The 21,531-nt window shown below is 64.2% G+C and carries 22 protein-coding genes; 14 read left to right on the top strand and 8 right to left on the bottom strand.

Annotated elements, in window-relative coordinates; all coding sequences use genetic code 11:
* Window positions 1-63: 63 nt before the first annotated feature.
* Complete coding sequence (gene ppk2 / locus HMPREF3056_RS06535) at window positions 64-963, top strand: polyphosphate kinase 2 (RefSeq protein ID WP_046647187.1); 900 nt, start codon at window positions 64-66, stop codon at window positions 961-963.
* A gap of 98 nt (window positions 964-1,061) precedes the next feature.
* Here the strand turns inward: ppk2 and HMPREF3056_RS06530 are convergent, their stop codons facing one another.
* The 4 genes from HMPREF3056_RS06530 to HMPREF3056_RS06515 all read right to left on the bottom strand — a co-directional run bounded on the left by HMPREF3056_RS06530 (window position 1,062) and on the right by HMPREF3056_RS06515 (window position 6,335).
* Entirely contained in the window at window positions 1,062-5,030 is a 3,969-nt protein-coding gene (locus tag HMPREF3056_RS06530) for a Pls/PosA family non-ribosomal peptide synthetase (protein WP_070754358.1), read from the bottom strand.
* Window positions 5,031-5,507, bottom strand: coding sequence for a MarR family winged helix-turn-helix transcriptional regulator (locus HMPREF3056_RS06525; protein ID WP_049154701.1), 477 nt, complete (start codon window positions 5,505-5,507; stop codon window positions 5,031-5,033).
* 60 nt (window positions 5,508-5,567) lie between these two features.
* The gene (locus HMPREF3056_RS06520) at window positions 5,568-5,897 is read right to left on the bottom strand and encodes a type II toxin-antitoxin system HicB family antitoxin (RefSeq protein WP_070511139.1); all 330 of its coding nucleotides are present in this window, start codon (window positions 5,895-5,897) and stop codon (window positions 5,568-5,570) included.
* Between the two features lie 135 nt (window positions 5,898-6,032).
* On the bottom strand, window positions 6,033-6,335 hold the full coding sequence (locus HMPREF3056_RS06515; RefSeq protein WP_070511137.1) for a rhodanese-like domain-containing protein: 303 nt from the start codon (window positions 6,333-6,335) through the stop codon (window positions 6,033-6,035).
* A gap of 92 nt (window positions 6,336-6,427) precedes the next feature.
* Between HMPREF3056_RS06515 and HMPREF3056_RS06510 the strand changes: the two genes are divergently transcribed.
* On the top strand, window positions 6,428-7,240 hold the full coding sequence (locus tag HMPREF3056_RS06510; protein WP_070511135.1) for an endonuclease domain-containing protein: 813 nt from the start codon (window positions 6,428-6,430) through the stop codon (window positions 7,238-7,240).
* Window positions 7,241-7,389: 149 nt separating this feature from the next.
* Here the strand turns inward: HMPREF3056_RS06510 and HMPREF3056_RS06505 are convergent, their stop codons facing one another.
* Both HMPREF3056_RS06505 and HMPREF3056_RS06500 read right to left on the bottom strand, forming a co-directional pair.
* Window positions 7,390-8,046, bottom strand: a complete 657-nt coding sequence (locus tag HMPREF3056_RS06505; RefSeq protein ID WP_070754357.1) for a LuxR C-terminal-related transcriptional regulator — start codon at window positions 8,044-8,046, stop codon at window positions 7,390-7,392.
* Between the two features lie 4 nt (window positions 8,047-8,050).
* Complete coding sequence (locus HMPREF3056_RS06500) at window positions 8,051-8,743, bottom strand: sensor histidine kinase (RefSeq protein ID WP_070754356.1); 693 nt, start codon at window positions 8,741-8,743, stop codon at window positions 8,051-8,053.
* Window positions 8,744-8,852: 109 nt separating this feature from the next.
* On the opposite strand from HMPREF3056_RS06500, the gene HMPREF3056_RS06495 reads away from it, so the two are divergent.
* Genes HMPREF3056_RS06495 through HMPREF3056_RS06485 form a run of 3 tightly spaced genes read left to right on the top strand, consistent with a single transcriptional unit; the run spans window position 8,853 to window position 11,865 of the window.
* Window positions 8,853-9,539 (top strand): ABC transporter ATP-binding protein, encoded by a 687-nt coding sequence (locus HMPREF3056_RS06495; protein WP_070754355.1) that lies wholly within the window; start codon window positions 8,853-8,855, stop codon window positions 9,537-9,539.
* Window positions 9,536-10,936 (top strand): FtsX-like permease family protein, encoded by a 1,401-nt coding sequence (locus HMPREF3056_RS06490; protein WP_070511129.1) that lies wholly within the window; start codon window positions 9,536-9,538, stop codon window positions 10,934-10,936. The genes HMPREF3056_RS06495 and HMPREF3056_RS06490 overlap by 4 nt, the downstream gene beginning before the upstream one ends.
* On the top strand, window positions 10,933-11,865 hold the full coding sequence (locus tag HMPREF3056_RS06485) for a S41 family peptidase (RefSeq protein ID WP_070511126.1): 933 nt from the start codon (window positions 10,933-10,935) through the stop codon (window positions 11,863-11,865). The genes HMPREF3056_RS06490 and HMPREF3056_RS06485 overlap by 4 nt, the downstream gene beginning before the upstream one ends.
* A gap of 15 nt (window positions 11,866-11,880) precedes the next feature.
* On the opposite strand, the gene HMPREF3056_RS06480 is transcribed toward HMPREF3056_RS06485, so the two are convergent.
* Together HMPREF3056_RS06480 and HMPREF3056_RS06475 are read right to left on the bottom strand one after the other, a co-directional pair.
* Window positions 11,881-12,435, bottom strand: a complete 555-nt coding sequence (locus HMPREF3056_RS06480) for an endonuclease domain-containing protein (RefSeq protein WP_232760907.1) — start codon at window positions 12,433-12,435, stop codon at window positions 11,881-11,883.
* Between the two features lie 405 nt (window positions 12,436-12,840).
* Complete coding sequence (locus HMPREF3056_RS06475; protein ID WP_010188812.1) at window positions 12,841-13,314, bottom strand: inorganic diphosphatase; 474 nt, start codon at window positions 13,312-13,314, stop codon at window positions 12,841-12,843.
* Between the two features lie 69 nt (window positions 13,315-13,383).
* Between HMPREF3056_RS06475 and dacB the strand changes: the two genes are divergently transcribed.
* Genes dacB through HMPREF3056_RS06430 form a run of 9 tightly spaced genes read left to right on the top strand, consistent with a single transcriptional unit; the run spans window position 13,384 to window position 21,531 of the window.
* On the top strand, window positions 13,384-14,670 hold the full coding sequence (gene dacB / locus HMPREF3056_RS06470; RefSeq protein ID WP_070754354.1) for a D-alanyl-D-alanine carboxypeptidase/D-alanyl-D-alanine endopeptidase: 1,287 nt from the start codon (window positions 13,384-13,386) through the stop codon (window positions 14,668-14,670).
* On the top strand, window positions 14,660-15,613 hold the full coding sequence (gene tilS / locus HMPREF3056_RS06465; protein ID WP_083317787.1) for a tRNA lysidine(34) synthetase TilS: 954 nt from the start codon (window positions 14,660-14,662) through the stop codon (window positions 15,611-15,613). Before dacB ends, tilS begins: the two co-directional genes overlap by 11 nt.
* Window positions 15,603-16,190: a hypoxanthine phosphoribosyltransferase gene (gene hpt / locus HMPREF3056_RS06460; protein WP_049154711.1), complete on the top strand. Its 588-nt coding sequence runs from the start codon at window positions 15,603-15,605 to the stop codon at window positions 16,188-16,190. The genes tilS and hpt overlap by 11 nt, the downstream gene beginning before the upstream one ends.
* 48 nt (window positions 16,191-16,238) lie before the next feature.
* Entirely contained in the window at window positions 16,239-18,695 is a 2,457-nt protein-coding gene (gene ftsH, locus HMPREF3056_RS06455; protein WP_070516212.1) for an ATP-dependent zinc metalloprotease FtsH, read from the top strand.
* The gene (gene folE / locus HMPREF3056_RS06450; protein WP_046647199.1) at window positions 18,685-19,275 is read left to right on the top strand and encodes a GTP cyclohydrolase I FolE; all 591 of its coding nucleotides are present in this window, start codon (window positions 18,685-18,687) and stop codon (window positions 19,273-19,275) included. The genes ftsH and folE overlap by 11 nt, the downstream gene beginning before the upstream one ends.
* Before the next feature lie 5 nt (window positions 19,276-19,280).
* Window positions 19,281-20,210, top strand: coding sequence for a dihydropteroate synthase (folP, locus tag HMPREF3056_RS06445; protein ID WP_070516214.1), 930 nt, complete (start codon window positions 19,281-19,283; stop codon window positions 20,208-20,210).
* Between the two features lie 3 nt (window positions 20,211-20,213).
* On the top strand, window positions 20,214-20,585 hold the full coding sequence (gene folB / locus HMPREF3056_RS06440) for a dihydroneopterin aldolase (protein ID WP_049154714.1): 372 nt from the start codon (window positions 20,214-20,216) through the stop codon (window positions 20,583-20,585).
* Window positions 20,585-21,058 carry a 2-amino-4-hydroxy-6-hydroxymethyldihydropteridine diphosphokinase gene (gene folK, locus HMPREF3056_RS06435; RefSeq protein WP_070516215.1) on the top strand — a complete coding sequence of 158 codons (474 nt, stop codon included), beginning with the start codon at window positions 20,585-20,587 and terminating at the stop codon, window positions 21,056-21,058. The genes folB and folK overlap by 1 nt, the downstream gene beginning before the upstream one ends.
* Complete coding sequence (locus HMPREF3056_RS06430) at window positions 21,058-21,531, top strand: DUF3180 domain-containing protein (protein WP_046647203.1); 474 nt, start codon at window positions 21,058-21,060, stop codon at window positions 21,529-21,531. Before folK ends, HMPREF3056_RS06430 begins: the two co-directional genes overlap by 1 nt.

Here is a 21,531-nt window from a genome sequence, read left to right as displayed (position 1 = left end):
AATTGGGCGGCGGCAACCAGTTTTATCGCGCCGGATGCCTGTTTCATAGATAGAATTATTGGCATGGCTGACATTAAAGACGACGAACTCCCCGAGATCGACCTTGCGCAGACCGACGGCTACGTCGTCGATGACTCCGATGAAGACGATCCCACGCTCATCATGCCGGATGGCTCGCCGGTTGAGACCTGGCGCGAGAACTACCCATACGAAGAGCGCATGACGCGCGATGAGTACGAGTCCATCAAGCGCTCCCTGCAGATCGAGCTGCTGAAGTGGCAGAACTGGACCAAGGAAACCGGCCAGCGCCACATCATCCTCTTTGAGGGCCGCGATGCCGCAGGTAAGGGCGGCACCATCAAGCGTTTCAACGAGCACCTCAACCCGCGTGGTGCCCGCACCGTAGCGCTGGAGAAGCCGTCCCCGCGCGAATCCACGTCGTGGTACTTCCAGCGCTATATTCAGCACTTCCCGTGCGGCGGTGAAATCGTCTTCTTTGACCGCTCCTGGTACAACCGCTCCGGCGTGGAGCGCGTCATGGGCTTCTGTACGGAATCCCAGCACGCAGAGTTCCTGCGCGAGGTTCCGATGCTGGAGAACATGATTCTCGGCTCCGGCATTTCGCTGACTAAGCTGTGGTTCTCCGTGACCCGCAAGGAGCAGCGCACCCGCTTCGCCATCCGCCAGATCGACCCGGTTCGTCAGTGGAAGCTTTCGCCCATGGACTTGGCCTCTCTGGATAAGTGGGATGATTACACCCGCGCCAAAGAGGAGCAGTTCCGTTACACCGATACTGAAGAGTCTCCGTGGATCACCATCAAGTCCAACGACAAGAAGCGCGCCCGCATTAACGCGATGCGCTACGTGCTCTCCAAGTTTGAGTACACCAACAAGGACCACGAGCTCGTTGACCAGGTGGATGACAAGATCGTCAAGCGTGGTCGCGACCAGATCGGTGACTAGTCACCACGCACGGGCCGCTCATTAGCGGCTCGCGAATTTGCACCAGGCATAAAGAGAAGAGGCGGCAGGAAATCCTGCCGCCTCCTTTCTTTGCCTACCTAGTGTTTCCAGGGCTCAATCGGGTTGCCCTGCCACTCGGAGTTGCTCGGGACTTGGTCGCCGCGCATGACCAGCGAGCCGGGGCCGACGGTTGCCACGCTGCCGATGACCGAGGCAGGCAGCGCCACCGAATGCGAGCCCAGGGTGGCGCCGGCCTTGATGGTGACGGTATCCAGGCTCATGACGCGGTCCTGGAAGAGGTGCGTTTGCACCACGGTGCCGGGGCCAACGGACGCGCCTTCGCCCACGAAGCACAAGTCCGTCTCCGGGAACCAATAAGAATCAATCCACGCGCCGCGGCCAATCGTCACGCCCAGCGCGCGCAGGCCCTGGTTGATTTCACCCATGCCATAGGTGTGGGTGAAGAACCACGGGGCGGCAACCGCCTCCACGAAGGTGTCCTGCAGCTCGTTGAGCCACACGAAGGCGGACCACAGCGGGTGGTCGCCGGCGGTCTGCGTGCCCACGCAGATCCACTTGACCGCCACGGTGATCGCCATCGCGATGGCGCCCGCCACCATGAGGATGACACCGCCGAGGGCCCAGGCGGCGGCGATGCTGAGGGCGTCGGCAAGCGCGTAGAGCGTTGCCAACGTGCCCGCCAGCAGCATGGCCGAGGCCATCGGCGCCAGCAGGCGCATTGTCTCAATCGCACCACGCGCGGCCTTGACCCCAAAGCCCGGGTTGTAGGTGAGGGACTCGCCCTCCACACCGTCCACGTGGGCCTCCACGCGGCGCATGCGCTCCGGCGGGGAACCCCACCAGTTGGCACCGGACTTGGTCTTCTTCGGCGTCGAGGACAGCACAGCCACCAGCGAGTTCTTCGACAGCTTGCGGCCCGGACCGGTGATTCCGGAGTTGCCCACGAAGGACCGCTTGCCCACCTTGGTCTCACCCGTAAGCATCCAGCCGCCGCCGAGCTCATAGCCGCCGATCATGGTGTCATCCGCCAAGAATGCGCCGTCCTTGACCTCAGTGAGCTTGGGCACCATAACGGCCGTGGAAATCTCCACGTTCTTGCCAATTGTGGCGCCCAGGGAGCGCAGCCAGGCCGGGGTGATCTGGGAAGCATAAATGGGGAAGAGCTGCGTGCGGGCATCATCCATGAGGCGCTCGATGGCCCACAGGCGCCAGCCCTTGGCGGAGCGCACCGGTGCCACACCGGGCTTGATACCCAGCGAGAGGATGCGCACGCCCAGCCAGGTTTGCAGCATGAAGGTGGCAAACGCCGCCAGGGCACCGAGCGGAGCGAAGAAGATAGATCCGACGTAAGGGGAACCATCGGTCACCGCGATGAGCCCCACGACGACAGCAGCGCCCACGGCCAGCGCCACGATGGGCTGGAAGGCCAGCAAGATAGAGGTAGCGCCGTAGATGGCTACCCACCACGGGCGGCGCTTCGGGGCATGCGACGGGAAGCGGTGCTTGGAGCGGCCCACCTTCTTGGCAGGCGAGCCGGACCAGCGCTGGCCGTCCTTGATCTTCTTGCGCCCAGTGACGGTGGAGCCAGCCTCGACGTGGGCATCCTTGCCCACAACGGTTCCTGGGAGCAGCGTCGAGCGCGCGCCCACGCGAGCGCCTTCCTTGACCTCAATGGCGCCGACGTGCAGGATATCGCCGTCGAGCCAGTAGCCGGAGAGATCGACCTCGGGCTCAATCGCGGCGTGCTTGCCCAAGGTCAGCAGACCCGTCACAGGCGGCAGCGAGTGCAGGTCCACTCCGCGGCCCATCTTCACTCCCAGCGCGCGGGCATAGTTGTTGACCCACGTAGCGCCCGCGATCGAGCGCGAACCAGAAGCATCCGCCCAGCGCTCCGCTGCCCAAATGCGCAGGTGCGTGGAGCCGCCGCGCGGGTACTCGCCGGGCTTAATGCCGGCGGTGATCAGCCGCGCGCCGAAACCACCGATGGGGATGCGGCCGATGGGGGTGACAAAGATGACGAGGAGAAGGATGACCAGCCACCACGGGGTGGTCATGGCCCACTCCACGCCCAGCAGGTTCGCCAGGTTGGAGCCCAGTAGCAGCCAGGCCAGCCACGTCGTGGCAGCCAGCGTCATAACGGGGATTTGGATGAGCGTCTGGGCCACGCGTGTACCAGCGCCGACGGGCTTGACCTCGCGGGCAGGCCCGGCGTCTTCGACGGACTCGGCACCAGCAAGCTGCTCTGCCAGCGAACCCAGACGCGGGTGGTCGTAGAGGTCGCGCACGGCCACGGTGGGGAAGCGCTCGCGGATGCGGCCGACCAAGGTCGCCGCGGCCAGCGAGGTGCCGCCGAGAGAGAAGAAGTCTGCGTTGACGTCCTCCACGGAAACACCCAGGGTGTCCACCCACAGCTCCGCCAGCCACTGCTCGGTGGGGTTGAGGCCGTCTGCCTCCACGCCCACTCCCGGCAGCGGCCACGGCAGGGCTTTCTTATCCACCTTGCCGGAGGTTCGAATCGGCAGCTCATCCATGACGCAGATGCGCGGGACGAGCGCTGCCGGCATGGTCTCCGCTAGGCGGGCGTGTGCCGCTTCGTGGTCGAACCCGGCATCCGGGTCATCCAGGGAGACGTAGCCGACGAGCACGGACTCGCCGCCCGGCGTCTTCTGCACGGCCACGGCGGAGTTGTACACGTTCGGGAGCGCGGCGACGTTGGCCTCTACCTCACCGAGCTCGATGCGGCGGCCACCAATCTTGACCTGGTCATCGACGCGGCCCACAAAATACAGGCCGTCCTCTTCCAGGCGCACGTGGTCGCCGGTGCGGTAGGCGCGCTCCCAACCCAGGGACTCCAGCGGCGCGTACTTCTCCGCGTCCTTCACCGGGTCCAGGTAGGCAGCCAGGCCCACGCCACCGATGACGAGCTCGCCCACCTCACCGATGTTCACGGGGACGCCGTGCTTATCGACGACCACCAGATCCCAACCCTTCAGCGGCAACCCAATCGATACGGGCCTGCCCGGCAGCATGCGCTGCGCGCAGGCCACGACGGTGGCCTCGGTGGGACCGTAGGTATTCCACATCTCGCGGTCCTCGGTGGCCAGGCGGTCCGTGAGCTCCTGGGAGCAGGCCTCGCCGCCGACGATGAGAAGGCGGATGTTGTCCAGGGCCTCGGCGGGCCAGAGGCCGGCCAAGGTCGGCACGGTAGAGACCACCGTGATGTCGCGGCGGATGAGCCAGGGGCCTAAGTCCATGCCGGAGCGCACCAGGGAGCGCGGGGCCGGGACCAGGCAGGCGCCGTGGCCCCAGGCCAGCCACATTTCCTCGCAGGAGGCGTCGAAGGCCACGGACAGGCCGGCTAGGACGCGGTCGTCCGGGCCGAGGGGGCCGTGCGGGCTATCCGCCAAAAAGAGGGCAGCTTCGGCGTCCACGAAGGCGGCCGCGGAACGGTGGCTCACGGCCACGCCTTTGGGCTTGCCCGTCGATCCGGAGGTGAAGATGATCCACGCGGTGTCTTCGGGGCGTGGCTCGTCGAAAAGCGCGCCGTCTCCACCGCCCTTGTCATCGGACGTGCGCCGCGCCTCGCGCAGCATGCGGAAGCCCTCATCGGTGAAGACACCGTCGATGTCGGCTTCGCCGAAGACCATCTCGGCGCGCTCATCGGGGTCGTCGGCGTCGACCGGCACGTAGGCCGCGCCGGCGGCGAGCGTGGCCAGGATGGCCAGGTAGAGCTCGCGCTTGCCGGAGGTCATGCGGATGCCGATGCGGTCTCCGCGACGCACGCCGCTGGCGTGGAGCTCGGTGGCCCATGCGGAGACGTCGGCAAGCAGCTCGGCGTAGGTGAGGATTTCACCGTCGTCGAGGGCCGCGGCCTCGGGGTAGTGCTCAGCGGTGGTCTTAACGATGTCCCACAGGGTGCGCGCGGGAGCGGCCTCGTCGCCGAGGAGGTAGTGTTCAGGGACCTCGGGCATCGCTGGGGTCTCGGGCTCATCGGTGCGGAGGGCGTGGCGGCCCCCGGTACTAGGAAGGTTTTCGGGCTCTGTCATTTAAGCATCACCGCTTTCGGTATCAGCGGGTGCGTCCGCCGCGATGATGGCGGCGGCCAGCTTGCGCAGATGCTTGAGCTGCTTGTTGGTGGATTCGTCGAGGGCTTCGTCCTCGGCCTTCGACACCAGGACGGCAAGCTCCTTGTGGGCTTTCACGCCCTTCTTGGTGGAGGCAATGATTTGGCGGCGGCGATCTTTGGCATCGCGCTCGCGCTTGACCCAGCTGCGGGACTCCAGGGAATCGAGCAGGCGCACCATGTCGGAGGCGTCGATGGCCAAGGTCTCCGACAGTGCGGACTGGGAGGACGCGGTCTCCGCAACGAGGCAGGTGAGCACCCAGTACTCGCGCAGGGTGGTTTGCTGCGTTTGCAGCGCGGCCTCGACGCCTTCGCGGGTGCGGCGGCGGAGGCGCTCCAGCTGGAAGGAGGGGGACTCCAAGAGCGCGGTCGGAATGGATACAGAATTCAATGAAGGCATGCCGACGATACTACGCGCCTAAGGTGGCAAACTTAAATCATGGGTTGTGGCCCATTAGTTTCAGGCTGAGGCTAGCTTCTGCACGATGAGTGTGTTGAGAGAAACGCCTTCCCGTTCTGCTTCGATGGTTAGGTCTCGGTGAAGTGACTGAGGTATGCGGAGGTTGAACTTCCCCGAAAAGCTTCGCTGCCCGAATGGTTCCGGGATGCGTTCATTGTTGCGTTGCATATCTTCTAGAGTTTCTTCGACGACGCTGCGCAACTCGGCTTCTGCGGTGGCCGCAGTGGCGTCGAGCCATGAGAGGGAGGGGAACTCTAGGACTGTGGCAACGAATTCTCCATCTTCTTCGGACCAAGCGGTTTGGTAGGTGTATTTGTCTGCGAGGTTCATGATCTGCTCCTAGAAATGGAAGTCGCACACAAGTTGCAGCTCTGAGAAGCGGACGTTTGTCCGTGAAGTCCGCATCTTAATGAGGATCTTTTCTATCTTGGGAGCCACACCTGTATGGTACCGCAAATGGTACCACTAGTGGTTTGGGTAAACCATAGGGCAGCCTTGTGCTTTCCAACCATCCGTGCCGCCCTCGACGTTGATGACGTCCCAGCCCTTGGCGTGCTCCAAGTACTGGCAGACCTGCATGCTGCGCCCGCCTGCATGGCAGATGACGTAGATATCGCGGTCCGGGTCAATCTCGTCGAGACGCTCGACTAGGTCTCCCATCGGGATGTGCGTGGCGCCCTGGGCGTGCTCGGTGTTCCACTCGTGGTCCTCGCGGACGTCGATGAGCTGGGCGTTCTCGGGTACTTCGGTGGGTTGTACGTTCTGCATGCGCACCAGCTTACGCGGGTGCGGTGGTGAGGCTGGTGGGGCACTGTAGTGTGAACAGCAGGGGTGGGGGCTTGCAATCGGAGGGGATTCTCATGGACAAGATTGTCGGTCGCGCGGGTCCATCGGCGGCGGCTAAAGGTGAGGCAACAAAAATCACCCGTGGGCTGTATCTACCACGGGAACCAACTGCTTACGAGCTAGCACAAGTGCTCAGCCGGCATTGGCCAGACAGTGCGTTGGACGGGTATTCCGCGGCGATGGTGCTTCTTGAGCGGAAACCTGAGTTTCCACTGCAGCTCATTCGTGAAAAAGGGCTGGAGGATACGCGCTTCTATGTCGCTCGCCGCGCTCGACCAAAGGGGGTATTCCCTTATGACGGGATTAACGTGTGCAATCCACTACAGGCGGTGGAGGCGATGGAGGAAAAGCACGCGGTGGTGTTCTTAGAAACGTTTCTGTCTGGTAGGGACGCGGAAAAGCGGCTGAAACTGCTCTCCATGGACTTTCGAAGGTTCCCGCAGCACACTCGGCGGGTGTTAGAGAAAGCAGTCATCGGTGCCGATAGTGTGCCCGAGCGGGCTCTTACCCGGGCTTTGGAGCCCTTCTTTAAGGTGCGCAACAATGCGAAAATTGGGCCCTACCGGTGGGATCTCCTTCTAGAGGAATACAAGATTGCCATCGAGGTCGACGGCTACGCCTATCACCGAGGGGAAAACCGCCGCCAGTTCGAGCTCGACCGCCAAAAACTGAATGACGCCGTACATCGCGGCTACACGCCCCTCCACTTCACCGCGACCACGATTGAGCACCACCTCGATAAGGTGGTGGAACAAGTGCGTGGGGTGGCAAAAGGAACGAAGCGGTATCTGGACCCGCCGTGGATGTGGCACCGGTTCTTTGTGTGAGGTGTTAAGCGGACGATTGATGCCGTTCACGGTAGATAAGGGGTGAAAAATCACGAAAATCTGGGCCTTATTTACCGTGAATGTAGGTAGTGAGGCATGAACGTAGGGCGGCATGATCGTAGAAACGTCGCGTGAACGTGGCGCTGGCTTTAGCGGTGCGCTGAGAGGTACTCCAGAATGGCTTTCACGCGGCGGTTGTCTTCGCTGGGGTCCAAGCGCAGCTTGGTGAAGATGTTGGAGACGTGCTTGGCCACCGCGGCGGAAGACAAGACGAGATCCGTGGCGATGTCCTTGTTGGATTTGCCGCGGGACATCAACTCAAGGACCTCGCGCTCGCGCGGGGTGAGCTCGCCCAGGCCGCTGCGCCCAGAGCTCATGAGAGCCTGCGCCACGGTGGGGTCGATGACGGTGCCGCCCTGGGCCACCACGTCCAGGCTCGAGAGGAAGTCCCGCACCTCGGAGACGCGGTCCTTCAACAGGTAGCCGGTGCCGGCATCGGGGGAATCGAAGAGCTCCACCGCGTATGCGGGGGCCACATACTGAGAGAGCACCATAACGGGCAGACCCGGGTATGCGTTTCTTAAGTTCACGGCGGCCTTCAAACCGTCGTCGCCCATGCCTGGCGGCATGCGCACATCTGTGATGACGATGTCCGGAAGCTCGTCGCGGAGTGTATCCACCACGGCCTCGAGCGAAGGGGCAGAGTCCGCCTGGCCCACAATTGAATGCCCGCGGCGCTCCAGAAGGCCGGCGAGGCCCTCGCGCAGAATGGCGGAATCATCCGCCACCACAATTCTCAAACTCATTTCTTTAAACTCCTGACTGTCCGCGATTGAGAAGAAGAGGTATCGAGGCTGCTACCCGGGTCGGCCCGCCCGGGGGAGAAGATAAAGTCATCTCCCCGCCAAAAGCGGCGAGGCGCTCGGCCATCCCCGCCAAGCCGTGGCCCGGCATCACCTGCGCGCCGCCGGGGCCCTCATCCACCACCGCAATCTTCAAGGAGGCATCTGCGGTCACCAAAACAGAAACCGGGGCACCCGGTGCGTACTTCGCCGCGTTGGTCAACGCCTCCGCACCGAAGAAATAGCCGCAGGCCAGCACGGAGGCGGAGAGCTCCGGCAGCGGATGCGGGGCGAAGACGCTGACGTGGGGGCCATGGGAAGAGGAGACGTCGGCAAGCGCGGCCACCAAACCGTGGTCCTGCAGGACCTGTGGGTGGATGCCGTGCACCGTGGCGCGCAGGGAGTGCAGGCCGCGGTCCACGTCCTGCTTGGCAGCGGTGAGAAGCTCGGCGAGGTCAGAGGGGGCGTCGAGAAGAGCCTCCCCCAACTTCATGCTCGCGGCCACGAGGTATTGCTGCGCGCCGTCGTGCAAATCGCGCTCGATGCGGGCGCGCTCCACCTCGTAGGCATCCGCGATGGCGCGGCGCGAGGCCGTGAGCTGCGCAATCTTCTGTGCTTGCTGTTGCTCATGGTTGGTGGGCTGGGGCTTTCTTCGGAACACAGGCCCAGCATAGTGGCCCGCCCCTGCGGAAGGGGTAGTGCTGGCACTACCTTAAAGAGCAACGCTAGGACTGTTCTTTAAGAGGGCCCGAGACGGTGAAATGAGAGACATGGCACAGACACTTTCCCTGACAGACATCACCAAGGATTTCGGCGGCGGCCCGGTGCTCGCCGGAATCTCCCTCGACGTTGAACCGGGCGAGCTCGTGGCCGTCATGGGACCGTCTGGTTCCGGCAAGTCCACGCTGCTGCACTGCATGTCCGGCGTGCTGACCCCCACGCACGGCAGCGTGCGCTACGGGGATGAGGAGCTCTCCGCGCTTGGCGACGGCCCCCGCTCCCGCCTCCGCCTGCGCAACTTCGGCTTCGTCTTCCAGGACGGCCAGTTGCTGCCGGAGCTGAGCAACGTGGACAACGTAGCGCTTCCCGCGATGCTCAACGGGGTCTCGCGCGGTGCTGCGCGCAAGCGCGCGATGCAGCTGCTGGACCAGCTGGGATTGGGCGGTTTGGCGGAGCGTCGCCCGGCGCAGGTCTCCGGCGGCCAGGCGCAGCGCGTGACCATTGCGCGTGCGCTGGTGGCGAACCCGGGTGTGGTCTTCGCCGACGAGCCCACCGGTGCGCTGGATCAGTCCACCGGTCACGAGGTCATGCAGATGCTGACTACCATCGTGCGCCAGTCCGGTGCCAGCCTGGTCATGGTCACGCACGACCCGAAGGTGGCCGACTGGATGCAGCGCCGCGTGGAGATTCGCGATGGCATCATCCACGACGACCGCCGCCTCGAGGTGATCCGATGAACACCGCGACTTTAGTCTTTGACCTGCAGCGCGAATCGATTCGCGCGCGCTCCGGAACGGGTATCGTTTCTTTGCTGGCGATTGTGAGCCTGACCATCGGTTCCGCCATCGCCTTCCTGGTTGCGGGCGGTACCTGGATGTTCTGGGAGCGCGCTCAGCACGTCGAGGAGGCCGCGCCCGCTCTGCAGGAGGCTTTCGGCGACGAGATGGAGGCCTTCCTCTACCCGTGGTTTGCCCTGGCCCTGCTGGCCTGCGCCTTCATTCTTCCGGCGCTGTTTAACCTCACTGCCCAAGCCGCCGTCCTCGGCGCCTCCGGCCGGGAGCAGCGCTTGGCCACCCTGCGCCTGTTGGGATTGAGCTCCCGCCAGGTGGAGCGCATGGCCATCGTGGAGACCGGCCTGCAAGCCATCCTCGGCATCGTGCTCGGCGGGCTTATCAGCCTGCTCGTCGCGCCGGTCTTTACGCAGGTGGATTTCCAGATGCGTTCTATTGCTGTATCCGAGATTCTCCTCCCGTGGTGGGGTTATCTGGCCGTGGCCGGTGTGCTCTTTGTGTTGGCCATCGGTGCGGCACTCGTCGGCATGCAGCGCGTGCGCGTGAGCCCCCTGGGTGTGGCCAAGCGCCAGATGCCCGCGGCCTATCGCTGGTGGCGCGTCATCGTCTTCCTCATCATCGCGGGTATCGGTGGTGTGTTGCTCTCCGGGAAGGCGGGACCGCCGACCGCCATGGTCATCGTGGTCATGTTTGGCATGGTGATGAGCATCAACCTCATTTCCCCTTTTATCTTGCAGCTCGGCGCACACATCATGTCTCTCTTTCCTGGCACCGCGCACTTCGTGGCCTGCCAGCGAGTGGCGGGCAATGCGCGCCCGGCGTGGAAGCGGAGTGCGGCCATCGCGTTCTTCGGCTACTTGGCGGGCTTCCTCGTTGCGGCGCCCCTAGGCTCTGATGCCTTGGCCATGGTTCTCAAAGAGGACCCGGGGATGAACGTGGTGTTTAAGGACATCTCCACCGGCGTCTTATTAACCCTCATCTTCGGCTTCACGCTGACCACCATGTCCATCATTCTGGGGCAGGTCTCCGGCATCTTCGAAGACAAGGAACTCATCCGCTCTCTGGATCTCATGGGTGTGCCGCGCGGTTTCCAGTTCCGCTCCGGTGCCCTGACCATCATGGGGCCTGTGGTGGGATTGAGCTTCTTCGGCTTCCTTTTCGGCGGTGGGATCGCCTCACTGATGTTCTTCTCCAGTGTCGAGCAAAGCGATGTCGACGTTCTTGGCCGTCTGCTCATGGCCTTCGGTTTCTTGGCCATAGGCTGGCTGGTCACGCTGCTTGCCATTGTCCTTGTTGAACCCCTGCGCGGCTACGTGCTGCGGACTGGAGGTCGAAAAGAATGAAAACGGTACTGAAAATCTTCGGCGGACTCTTTCTCGTTGCTCTTGTTGCTGTGGCCGCGGCCGTGTATTTCTTCGGCCCCTCCTATGGCGGGGCGCTGCTGGGCAAGCCCTACTTCCTCTTCAATGCCAGCGAGAAGCGCATCAACACTGCGATGGTGGATACTGCCGCGATCTCCGGAATCTATGGCGAGAGCGAAGAATTCCAGCGCGCCCGCGAGGCCTTCAAAGCGGACCCCACGAACGCTGAGCTCCTCGATGCCGCCATCAACGCTGCCGGTGGCAAGCACTCCAAAGTCTTTAGCACCGAAAAGGAAAAGGCCGCCGAAAGCGCTGAGCCTTCGGTTGACTTCAACGATGGCGTCTTGCGCGCTACCGTGCCCTCCATCGGCCGCCACGATGACGGCCAAGCCTACGCCGACACTTTGGCCCACGGTCTGACCTCTCACCCGGAGGCCTGTGCTGCCGTGGTGGATCTGCGCGGCAATGACGGCGGGGACATGGGCCCGATGTACGCGGGCTTAAGCCCCCTTCTGCCGGATGGCACCGCCCTCTCCTTCGTCAGCCGAATGACTACTTCTGACGTGGTCATCGACGGTAATTCCGTTACCGGCGGTGGCACGCCCACCACCACGTCGGGCGGCAAGCTGAACATTCCCGTCGCCGTGCTCACCGACGACGAGACCGCCTCCTCCGCCGAAGCCACCCTCCTGGCCTTCCGCGGGCTGGACAACACACGGACCTTTGGCAAGCCGACCGCCGGCTACGCCTCCGCCAACGTGGTCCTGGACTATCCGGACGGCCGCTCGCTCATGCTCACCACGGCCAAGGACAAGGCGCGCACGGGCGAGGAGTTCGCCGAGGATCCCATCGCTCCCGATGCACCCGAATCCGAGCTCGACGGCTGGCTCGCCTCCCACTGCGGCTCCTAAGTGTGGTGCGGCGATCTAGCCGCAACGCTCGCCTTCCCACCGCCAGTAGTGGTGCCATGTCCACGGCGGGGCCACGAAACTGCCCCGCCCTTGTATGACCGCGAGAACCTGCTGGACGGCGACGTCGAGGTGGTACTCAATCGTGGCGGCGGTGAAGTGGAGGGGCCGATAGCCGCGCTGGACGGCGTCGTTCAGCTTTTGGCGGTCGATTTCGAAACGCTGTCGGTTCTCGCCTTTGTGATAGGCGTAGCCGTCCACCTCGATGGCGACCTTGTGTTCCTCCAGCACCAAGTCCCAGCGGTAGGGCCCAATCCGCACGTTGTTGCGGACTTTGACGTGGGGCTCAAGGCCCCTGGTCAGGTCGCGCTCCGGCTTGCTATCCGCTCCGACGATGGCCTTTTCCAGAACTTCGCGCGTGTGCTTGGGCAGGCGGCGAAAGTCCAGCTGCTCGGTCTCGATGCGCGAACGCCCGTGCGGCCCGGCGAAGAAGGCCTCGATGAAGGCCACGGCATCCTCCTGCGCCATCGCCTCAACACACTGCAGTGGGCTGCAGACGTTCACCCGATTCATGCTGCCCAGCGCTTTAGGCCGTGCCCGCCTGCTGCGAAAATAAGTGCTCGATGGGAGAGTGGAGTCGCGGATAAACTCGAGCGGGAATTGAAGGGGCTGTTCTAGGTACCGGCGCGCGGCGGAATAGCCATCAAGCGCTAAATCGGGCCATTCACGTGACATGATTTGTGCTAGCTGAAGCGGTGTGGGCTCCTCTGAGAGGTAAAAGCCATTCGCAATCTTGATGGCCCCCTTGCGCCGAGCCCCGCGGGAGACATCGCGCCCCCGATAAATCTCAATCAATGTTCCCCCCGGAACGAAAAAGGTACGTTTTCGCAAATAGTGGCGAAAAACTGGTAGGTTTTCAGCCCCTATTTACCAAAACGTACCTGACAGTGCCGTCGCCGGCATGCGGAACGCGGCTGCTTACTTGAAGCGAGCCTTGGCTTCCTCGAGGATCTTCTCTGCTTCAGCCTTGTCTCCCCAGCCGGAGCCGGTAACTTCCTTGTTCGGCTCCAGGTCCTTGTAGCGGGTGAAGAAGTGCTCGATCTCGTCCTTGATGTGCTGCTCTACATCGTTGATGTCCTGGTAGCGCTCCCAGCGCGGGTCATCGACGACGGCGAGCAGCTTGTCGTCGCCACCGGCCTCGTCGGTCATCTTGAACACGCCGAGGACACGAGCCTCAACGACAACGCCGGGGAAGACCGGTTCCGGGAGGATGACCAGCGCGTCCAACGGGTCGCCGTCCTCACCCAGGGTGTGGTCGATGAAGCCGTAGTCAGCCGGGTAGGCCATCGGGGTGAACAGGTAGCGGTCGAGGTGGACCTTGCCGGTCTCGTGATCGATCTCGTACTTGTTGCGGGAGCCCTTTGGGATCTCGATGGTTACTTCAACGCTCACGGCTGAATCCTCCATAACTAATAGGTTGGCATGTGCTCCGCTTAGTCTACCGCGCTAGTCTAAAGGGCGATGAAAGCTAAGCATGTCTGGTGGAGTACTGCGGCCCTCGTCACGGCGGGAGCCGTCGCGGCGACGGCCGCCTTGGGCGTAGAAATCCAGCGCACCTACGATCACCTGGACCACGGCCAGCCCTACAAGCAGGAAGAACCCACAACACTGGTCCAGCCCGTCGAGCCCGGCGATATCGACGCCGCCGCGCTTAAAGCCAGGTTGGATGAGCTGGGCAAGGACAAGGCTCTAGCCACTTTCGGCGGGCAGATCATCGACACCACCACCCACGACGTGCTGTGGGAACGCGAGCCCGCAAAGCCGCTAACCCCGGCCTCCGCCACCAAGGTCCTCACCCTCGCCGCGGCTACGCTCAAGCTCGACGAAGAAGAGCGCCTCACCACCGAAGTAGTCGCAGGGGAGCACGAGGGCGAGGTCGTTATCAAGGCCGCCGGCGATGTCTGGCTGACGGACGAGCGCCTCGATGAGCTGGCGGAACAGATTCAGCAGAAGATGGATACCGTCACGCGGGTCTCCATCGACACGTCCATCTGGGCCGGGCCCGACCAGGCACCGGGCTGGGATGATGACAATATTGACGGCGGTTTCGTCGCCCCCATCCAGCCGGCCATGCTCTACGGCGGGCGCATTGGGGAGAAGACCGGCGACGTTCCGCGCTCCCACGAGCCGGCCCTCGACGTCGCCCGCGCGTTGGCCTCCCGCCTGGGAACCGACAAGGCGGACACGAGCTCAGCGCCCGAGAACACCGAGGTCATCGCAGCTACAGAATCTGAGCCGTTGGCTTTGCGCGCCCAGGAAGCGGTGAAGGATTCCGACAACGTCATGGCGGAGGCCATCGCCCGCGAGCTGGCCGTCAGCCAGGGCGCGGAAGCAAGTTTCGAGGGCGCCACGAAAACCATGCTCGACGTGCTTAAAGGCCACGGCATCGACATCAGCGGCATCACCCTCAAAGACGGTTCCGGCCTGTCCCGCGATAACCGCATCCCCGCCGACGTACTCGCCCACATCATGGACCAGGCCGTAGCCACCGAGGAGCTGCGCCCGTTGTTGGGCTACCTGCCCCTCGCCGGCGGCGAAGGCACGCTCTACCAGCGCTACCCCGATTCGCCGGCCCGCGGGTACGTTCGCGCCAAAACCGGCACCCTCACGGGAACCTCCGCGCTGACCGGCACCGCCCAGGGCCAGTCGGGTCGCGTGTACGCCTTCGCCTTCTTAGTCAACGACGGCGAAGTCACCTCCGCCCGCCAAGCCCAAGATGCTCTCGCCGCTGCCCTCCATGACTTCTAAGAAACCTTTTTGGCCGCGCAGAAGCCCCAACTTTTTGGCGTGCCGCGTCGCCGCCCGCGCCGTGGTCGGTGAGCAGCCACGCGCCATCGCCGTGGGCTTGTCCGGCGGGGCCGATTCCTTGGCGCTGTCCGCCGCTCTCGTGGCCGAAGGACACGAGGTGACAGCGCTCTGCGTCGACCACGGCTTACAGGAAGGCTCGGCCGCGCAGGCGCGCCGGGCTGCCGAGCAGGCCCGCGCCTTGGGGGCGGGGGCGGAGGTGTTGCGGGTGGACGTCGGCAAGCAAGGCTCCGTGGAGGCCGAAGCCCGCGCCGCCCGGTACCGTGCCTTCGCGCCCTGGGGTGAGGTGGCGGTGGCGCATACCGCTGATGACCAGGCCGAAACCCTGCTGCTGGGTGCCCTGCGGGGGAAGGTCGCGGGCATGCGCGAGCGCTCCGAGGTGGAGGGCGTGCGCGTTGTGCGCCCCCTGCTGAGCGTGCGCCGCGCCCAGACCGAGGCCGCCTGCGCGGAGCTGGGGCTGGAGGTCTGGCAGGACCCCCAGAACCAGGACCGAGCCTTCCGCCGCGTGGCCCTGCGCCGCGAGCTCCTCCCGCGGCTGCAGGAGATCGTGGGCGGTGACCCCGTCCCGGCCTTAGCCCAGGCAGCCCACGACGCCGCGCTTGACGACGTCCTCCTCAGCACCCACCCCACCACCGACTGCGCCGAGCTGGCCGTTCTCCCAGAACCGAAGCGCCGCCGGGCGATCGCTGCGTGGCTGCGCGAGGAGGGAATAGAGGTTACGCGCGAGGCGGTGCGCGGCATCGATGCCCTGTGCACGCAGTGGCATGGCCAAGGCCCCGTCGCCGTCCGTGGGGAAAAGAAAGGTACAAGGTTGGAAGTCGCACGCGTTGGTGGCAAACTGTCACTATTGCCTCGGTCAGCAAAGGAGCGCTCACGTGCACGATAACCATGATTTAGCCGTCCCCGCCCATCCTTATGGAGAGGACATCAAAAACGTTCTCATCACCGAAGACGATCTTCAGGCGCGCATCCAAGAGATGGCGGATCGCGTGTCCAAGAAATACAGCAATGCCGACGATGACCTCATCTTGGTCTGCGTGCTCAAGGGCGCGGTCTTCTTCCTGACGGATTTCGCCCGCAAGCTGGCTATCCCGTCCCAGCTGGAGTTCATGGCGGTCTCCTCTTACGGCAACTCGGCCTCCTCCTCGGGGGTTGTGCGCATTCTGAAGGACTTGGACCGCGATATCGAGGGCCGCGATGTGGTCATCGTGGAGGACATCATTGATTCCGGCCTGACTTTGTCGTGGCTTATCCGTAACCTGCAGGGCCGCCAGCCACGATCCCTTGAGGTGGTCACCCTGTTGCGCAAGCCAGAGGTGGTTAAGGCAGAGCTTGACCTGTTCGATGTAGGCTTCGATATCCCCAACGAGTTTGTCGTGGGGTATGGCCTGGATTTTGCCGAGCGCTACCGTGACCTGCCCTATGTAGGTACGCTGCATCCGGCGGTCTACAGCAACGATTAATCTTTATTCTTGTCCGGCGCTTTAAGCCGCAATTGTGCAAGGTAGTTAATGAAAAACAAGAACATCATCCGCTACGGCTCCATCGCGGGCCTGGTTCTCATCCTGCTGTACGCATTCACGTTCTTTACCAACGATGCCCGCAGCTTCAAGCAGGTGGACACTTCGGTGGCCATGGAGCAGCTGACCTCCAAGAACGTCGAGGAAGCGCAGATCGACGACCGCGAGCAGCAACTGCGCCTCAAGCTCAAGAAGCCGGTGACGGTGGAAGAGCAGGAGGGCATCGAGGAGGTCATTGCCAAGTACCCGGCACGCGCCTCCGAGCAGGTCTTTAACGCGGTCAAGGACTCCGGTGCTGAGAAGTACCAAACGAAGGTCACGCAGGATTCCTTCATCGGCTCGATGATTAGCTTCCTGTTGCCGATGCTGCTGCTCTTCGCGCTGTTGTTCTGGATGATGTCGCGCATGCAGCAGGGCGCTGGCGGCATGTTTGGCATTGGCGGCTCCAAGGCCAAGGAGCTGACCAAGGATATGCCGACCAACACCTTCGCGGATGTGGCCGGTGCGGACGAGGCCGTGGATGAGCTGCAGGAAATCAAGGACTTCCTCGATGATCCGGAGCGCTACCACGCCCTCGGCGCGAAGATCCCGCGCGGCGTACTTCTCTACGGCCCGCCGGGCACCGGTAAGACCTTGCTGGCCCGTGCCGTGGCGGGCGAGGCCGGTGTGCCCTTCTACTCCATTTCTGGCTCCGACTTCGTGGAGATGTTCGTCGGCGTCGGTGCCTCCCGCGTGCGCGACCTGTTCAAGCAGGCGAAGGAAAATAGCCCGTGCATCATCTTCGTTGATGAGATTGATGCCGTGGGCCGCCAGCGCGGCTCCGGTACCGGCGGTGGACACGATGAGCGCGAGCAGACCCTCAACCAGCTGCTCGTGGAGATGGACGGCTTCGGTGACCGTGAGGGAGTCATCCTCATCGCCGCTACCAACCGCCCGGACATCCTGGACCCGGCGCTGCTGCGCCCGGGCCGCTTCGACCGCCAGATCCCGGTGACCAACCCGGACCTGGCCGGCCGCGAGCAGATCCTGCGCGTGCACGCCAAGGACAAGCCGTTGGCCAAGGAGGTCGACGTGGCGCAGCTGGCCAAGCGCACCGCCGGCATGTCCGGCGCGGACCTGGCCAACGTGCTCAACGAGGCTGCCCTGCTCACCGCCCGTATCGGCGGCAACGTCATTACCTATGACGCGCTGGAGGAGGCCACCGACCGCGTCGTCGGCGGCCCGCGCCGCCAGGGCAAGATCATTTCCGAGCATGAAAAGAAGGTCACCGCCTACCACGAGGGCGGTCATACCTTGGCCGCCTGGGCGCTCAAGGACATTGAGCGCGTCTACAAGGTCACCATCCTGGCCCGCGGCCGCACCGGCGGCCACGCCATGACCGCGCAGGAAGATGACAAGGGCATGTATACCCGCGATGAGCTCTTCGCGCGCCTCGTCTTCGCCATGGGTGGCCGTGCCGCTGAGGAGCTGGTCTTCGGCGCACCGACCACCGGTGCTTCCTCCGATATCGAGCACGCCACCAAGATTGCGCGGTCCATGCTTACTGAGTACGGCTTCTCGCCGGATCTAGGCACCGTCAAGTACGGCAAGGAGCAGGGCGATCCCTTCAGCCAGATGGGTGGCGGCGGGACCATCGACTACTCCGATGCCATTGCCGCCAAGATTGATGAGCAGATGGCTTACCTCTTGGACCGCGCGCACCAGCAGGCCTATGACATCCTGTCCGAGCACCGCGACTACCTGGATAAGCTCGCCGAGATGCTCCTGGAGAAGGAAACCCTGCGCCGCCCGGACCTCGAGGGCATCTTCGAGGGCATCGAGCCGCGCGAGGCTTTCGACGTTTTCCCGAACGAGGACGCTCGCTTCCCGCGCCAGGCCGGCCGCGAGCCGGTAAAGACCCCGGTCGAGCTTGCCCAGGAGCGCGGCGAGGAGCTGCCGAAGCGCATGACGCTTCTCGACGCCTCCCGTGCCGCCCGCGAGCGCCGCCACGCGGAGCTCGAACGCGCGAAGGAAAACGGTGACGAGGCCGCCGCCGCGACATCGGAGGCATCGGTCGAGGAGATTGGCTTCAGCTTCGGCCAGCACGCGGGTGACTACGTGGATCCGGAGAAGGGCAATACCTTCTTCGGCGAGTCCGATATCACCGAGCCCACCGGTCGCGAGCTCAGCGCAGACGAAGCGGTCAGCGATGGGGCGCAGGAAGAAACTGTTGCCCCAGAACAGGCTGACCCCAGCCACGAGGACACCCAAGAGATTCCGCGTGTGCCGGATGCCGCCGCATCGCAGCCAGAATCCCAGCCCCAACCAGAACACCAGCCGCAGCCACGCGAACCGGAACGCCGCGGCCGCCACGCCAAGCCGGAGGAGCACGCCTGGGGCGCTCCCGGCTGGGGAGAACATGAACACCGCAACAACCCGTACAAGGATGGCGACACCAATGAGCGATAACATCCCGGCGCAGCGCGACTTCGACCACGAGCGCGCCGAAGCAGCCATCCGCGAGCTGCTCATCGCAGTGGGCGAGGACCCCGACCGCGAGGGCCTGCGCGAGACCCCGGCCCGCGTGGCCCGCGCCTATGCCGAGGTCTTCGCAGGTCTCCACCAGGACCCGACTGAGGTCCTGCACAAGACCTTTGCCGAGGAGCACCAAGAGCTCGTCCTCGTGCGCGATATCCCCATCTATTCCACCTGCGAGCACCACCTCGTGCCCTTCTACGGCACGGCGCACATCGGCTATATCCCTGGCTCCGACGGCCACGTCACCGGCCTGTCCAAGCTGGCTCGCCTGGCGGACATGTACGCAAAGCGCCCGCAGGTCCAGGAGCGCCTCACCAGCCAGATCGCCGATGCGCTGGTGGAGGTCCTCCACGCGCAGTCCGTCATCGTCGTCATCGAGTGCGAGCACCTGTGCATGGCCATGCGCGGTATCCGCAAGCCGGGGGCGACCACGACGACATCCGCGGTGCGCGGCGGATTCAAGAAGAATGCGGCCTCCCGCGCGGAGGTCATGAGCCTGATTAGGAGCTAGCAGCAATGGCAGTCAGTGATCTCACCGTTCCCGGCCGCACGCTGGTCATGGGCATCGTCAACGTCACGGAGGATTCCTTCTCCGACGGCGGGCGCTGGATTAATGTCGACGACGCCATCGCGCACGCCCGGCACTTGGTGGCCTCTGGAGCGGACATGATTGATGTGGGCGGCGAGTCCACCCGCCCGGGTGCGGTGCGTGTCGCGGCCGAAGAGGAAGAGCGCCGCGTCGTGCCCGTCATCAAGGCGCTGCGCGAGGAGGGGATTAAGACCTCCGTGGACACGATGAGGGCCTCGGTTGCTCAAGCCGCTGCGGAGGCCGGCGTGGACATGATCAATGACGTCTCCGGAGGTGCGGCCGACCCGCACATGTACCGCACCATGGCCGAAACCGGCCTGCCGGTCTGCCTCATGCACTGGCGCACCGTCCAGTTCGGCTCGGCCGCCGGTGTGGCCGACCACGGCGGGGATGTGGTGCGCGATGTCCACGAGTCCCTGGCGAAGCTCGCCGATAACGCGCTGCAGGCCGGTGTTAGCCACGACAACATCGTTGTTGACCCGGGCCTGGGTTTTGCCAAGTCCCCGCAGGATAACTGGGCTTTACTCAAGGCTCTGCCGGAGTTCCTCCAGGGCGAATTCCCGCTGTTGGTGGGTGCGTCCCGCAAGCGTTTCCTCGCCGCCATCCGGGAGGATCGCGGTGCCGAGTCCAGCCCGCTGCTCGCGGATCCGGCCACCGCCGCCGTGACTGCCATCTCCGCGCAGATGGGTGCGTGGGGCGTGCGCGTGCACGAGGTGGAAGTCTCGCGCGATGCCGTGGATGTCGCCGCGGCCTGGAACGCGGGCGCGGCCTACACCGGCGGCGCGCATGCCTCCGGCAGCTACGCCAACGGCGCGGACGGCGGAACAGTGGTGTCCACTTCTTTGGGAAAGGCATAAAACATGGCGGATCGCATCGAACTCACCGGCCTGGAGTGCTTTGGCTACCACGGAGTCTTCGAGGAAGAGAAAAAGACGGGGCAGCCCTTCATCGTGGACGTCACCTGTTGGTTGGACACCGCGGGAATCGGGGATGACCTGTCCCGCACGGTGAACTACGCCGAGCTTGCCGACGTCGCCGCAGACATCGTCGAGGGCCCCTCCCGGGACCTTATCGAGACGGTGGCTGAAGAAGTTGCTGAGACCGCGATGCAGCGCTTTGAGATTCTCCACGCCATCGAGGTGACCATTCATAAGCCAAAGGCGCCCATCCCGCGCACCTTCGCGGACGTGGCAGTGGTGGCCCGCCGCTCCCGGAAGAGGATGGCAGGCTAATGCGCGCCGTGCTGTCCATCGGCTCCAACATGGAGGATCGCCGCGCGCTGCTGCAGACCGTCTTTGACGAGTTTGCTGAGGAGACCGTCGCTGCCTCTCCAGTCTTTGCCACCCCGCCGTGGGGCGTGACCGACCAAGATGAATTCCTCAACGCGGTGCTCATCGTGGACGTGGACTGCACCCCGCTGGAGCTGCTGCGCCGCGGCCAGAAGCTGGAGGAGGCCGCTGAGCGTGTGCGGGTGCGGCACTGGGGTCCTCGCACCCTGGACGTGGACATCGTACAGATAGACGGCGTGACCTCCGAAGATCCGGAACTTACTCTGCCGCACCCTTATGCTCACGAGCGGGCCTTCGTGCTCGTGCCGTGGTTGGCCGCGGATGAGCACGCGGAGCTCAACGGCACCCCGGTGCGCGAGCTCATCGCCGACCTCGATGAGGACGAGGTCGCTGCGGTGAAGGAACTGGGGGAGTAATGACGAGGACGTCGATCGGCGCGCTTGTCGGCACCGCCCTCTTCGTGGCTGCGGCGGCTGCCATCCTCACCACCCGCTTTTATGGCTCCATGCTGGCCATTCCGGCAACCGTATCGATTTCTCTGTGGGCTATGGCGCTGGTGTGCGTGCTGTTGACGCTCAAGGTGCGCGGTGCCAAGGAGGACGAGCACGGTATCGGCCTGGATAACTCGCAGCTCAATCCCATGACCATCGCGCAATTCCTGCTTGTCGGCAAAGCCTCGGCGTGGACCGGGGCCATCGTGGGCGGGGCCTATGCTGGCATGGCGGTCTACGTGGTGCCGCGCGCCGGTGAGCTCGTCGCTGCGGCTGGTGACCTGGCCGGGGTGGTGTCTTCGGCGCTGGGCGGTGCCGCGATGTGTGTTGCCGGAGTGGTGTTGGAGCGACACTGCGAGGTGCCACCTCCAACTGATGGGGCACAAGCGGTAAGTTAG

This window comes from Corynebacterium sp. HMSC056F09 (assembly GCF_001815785.1).
Lineage (GTDB): Bacteria > Actinomycetota > Actinomycetes > Mycobacteriales > Mycobacteriaceae > Corynebacterium > Corynebacterium hiratae.
The sequence above is the reverse complement of the archived record's forward strand: the minus strand, read 5'-3'. Positions and strand labels throughout refer to the sequence as shown.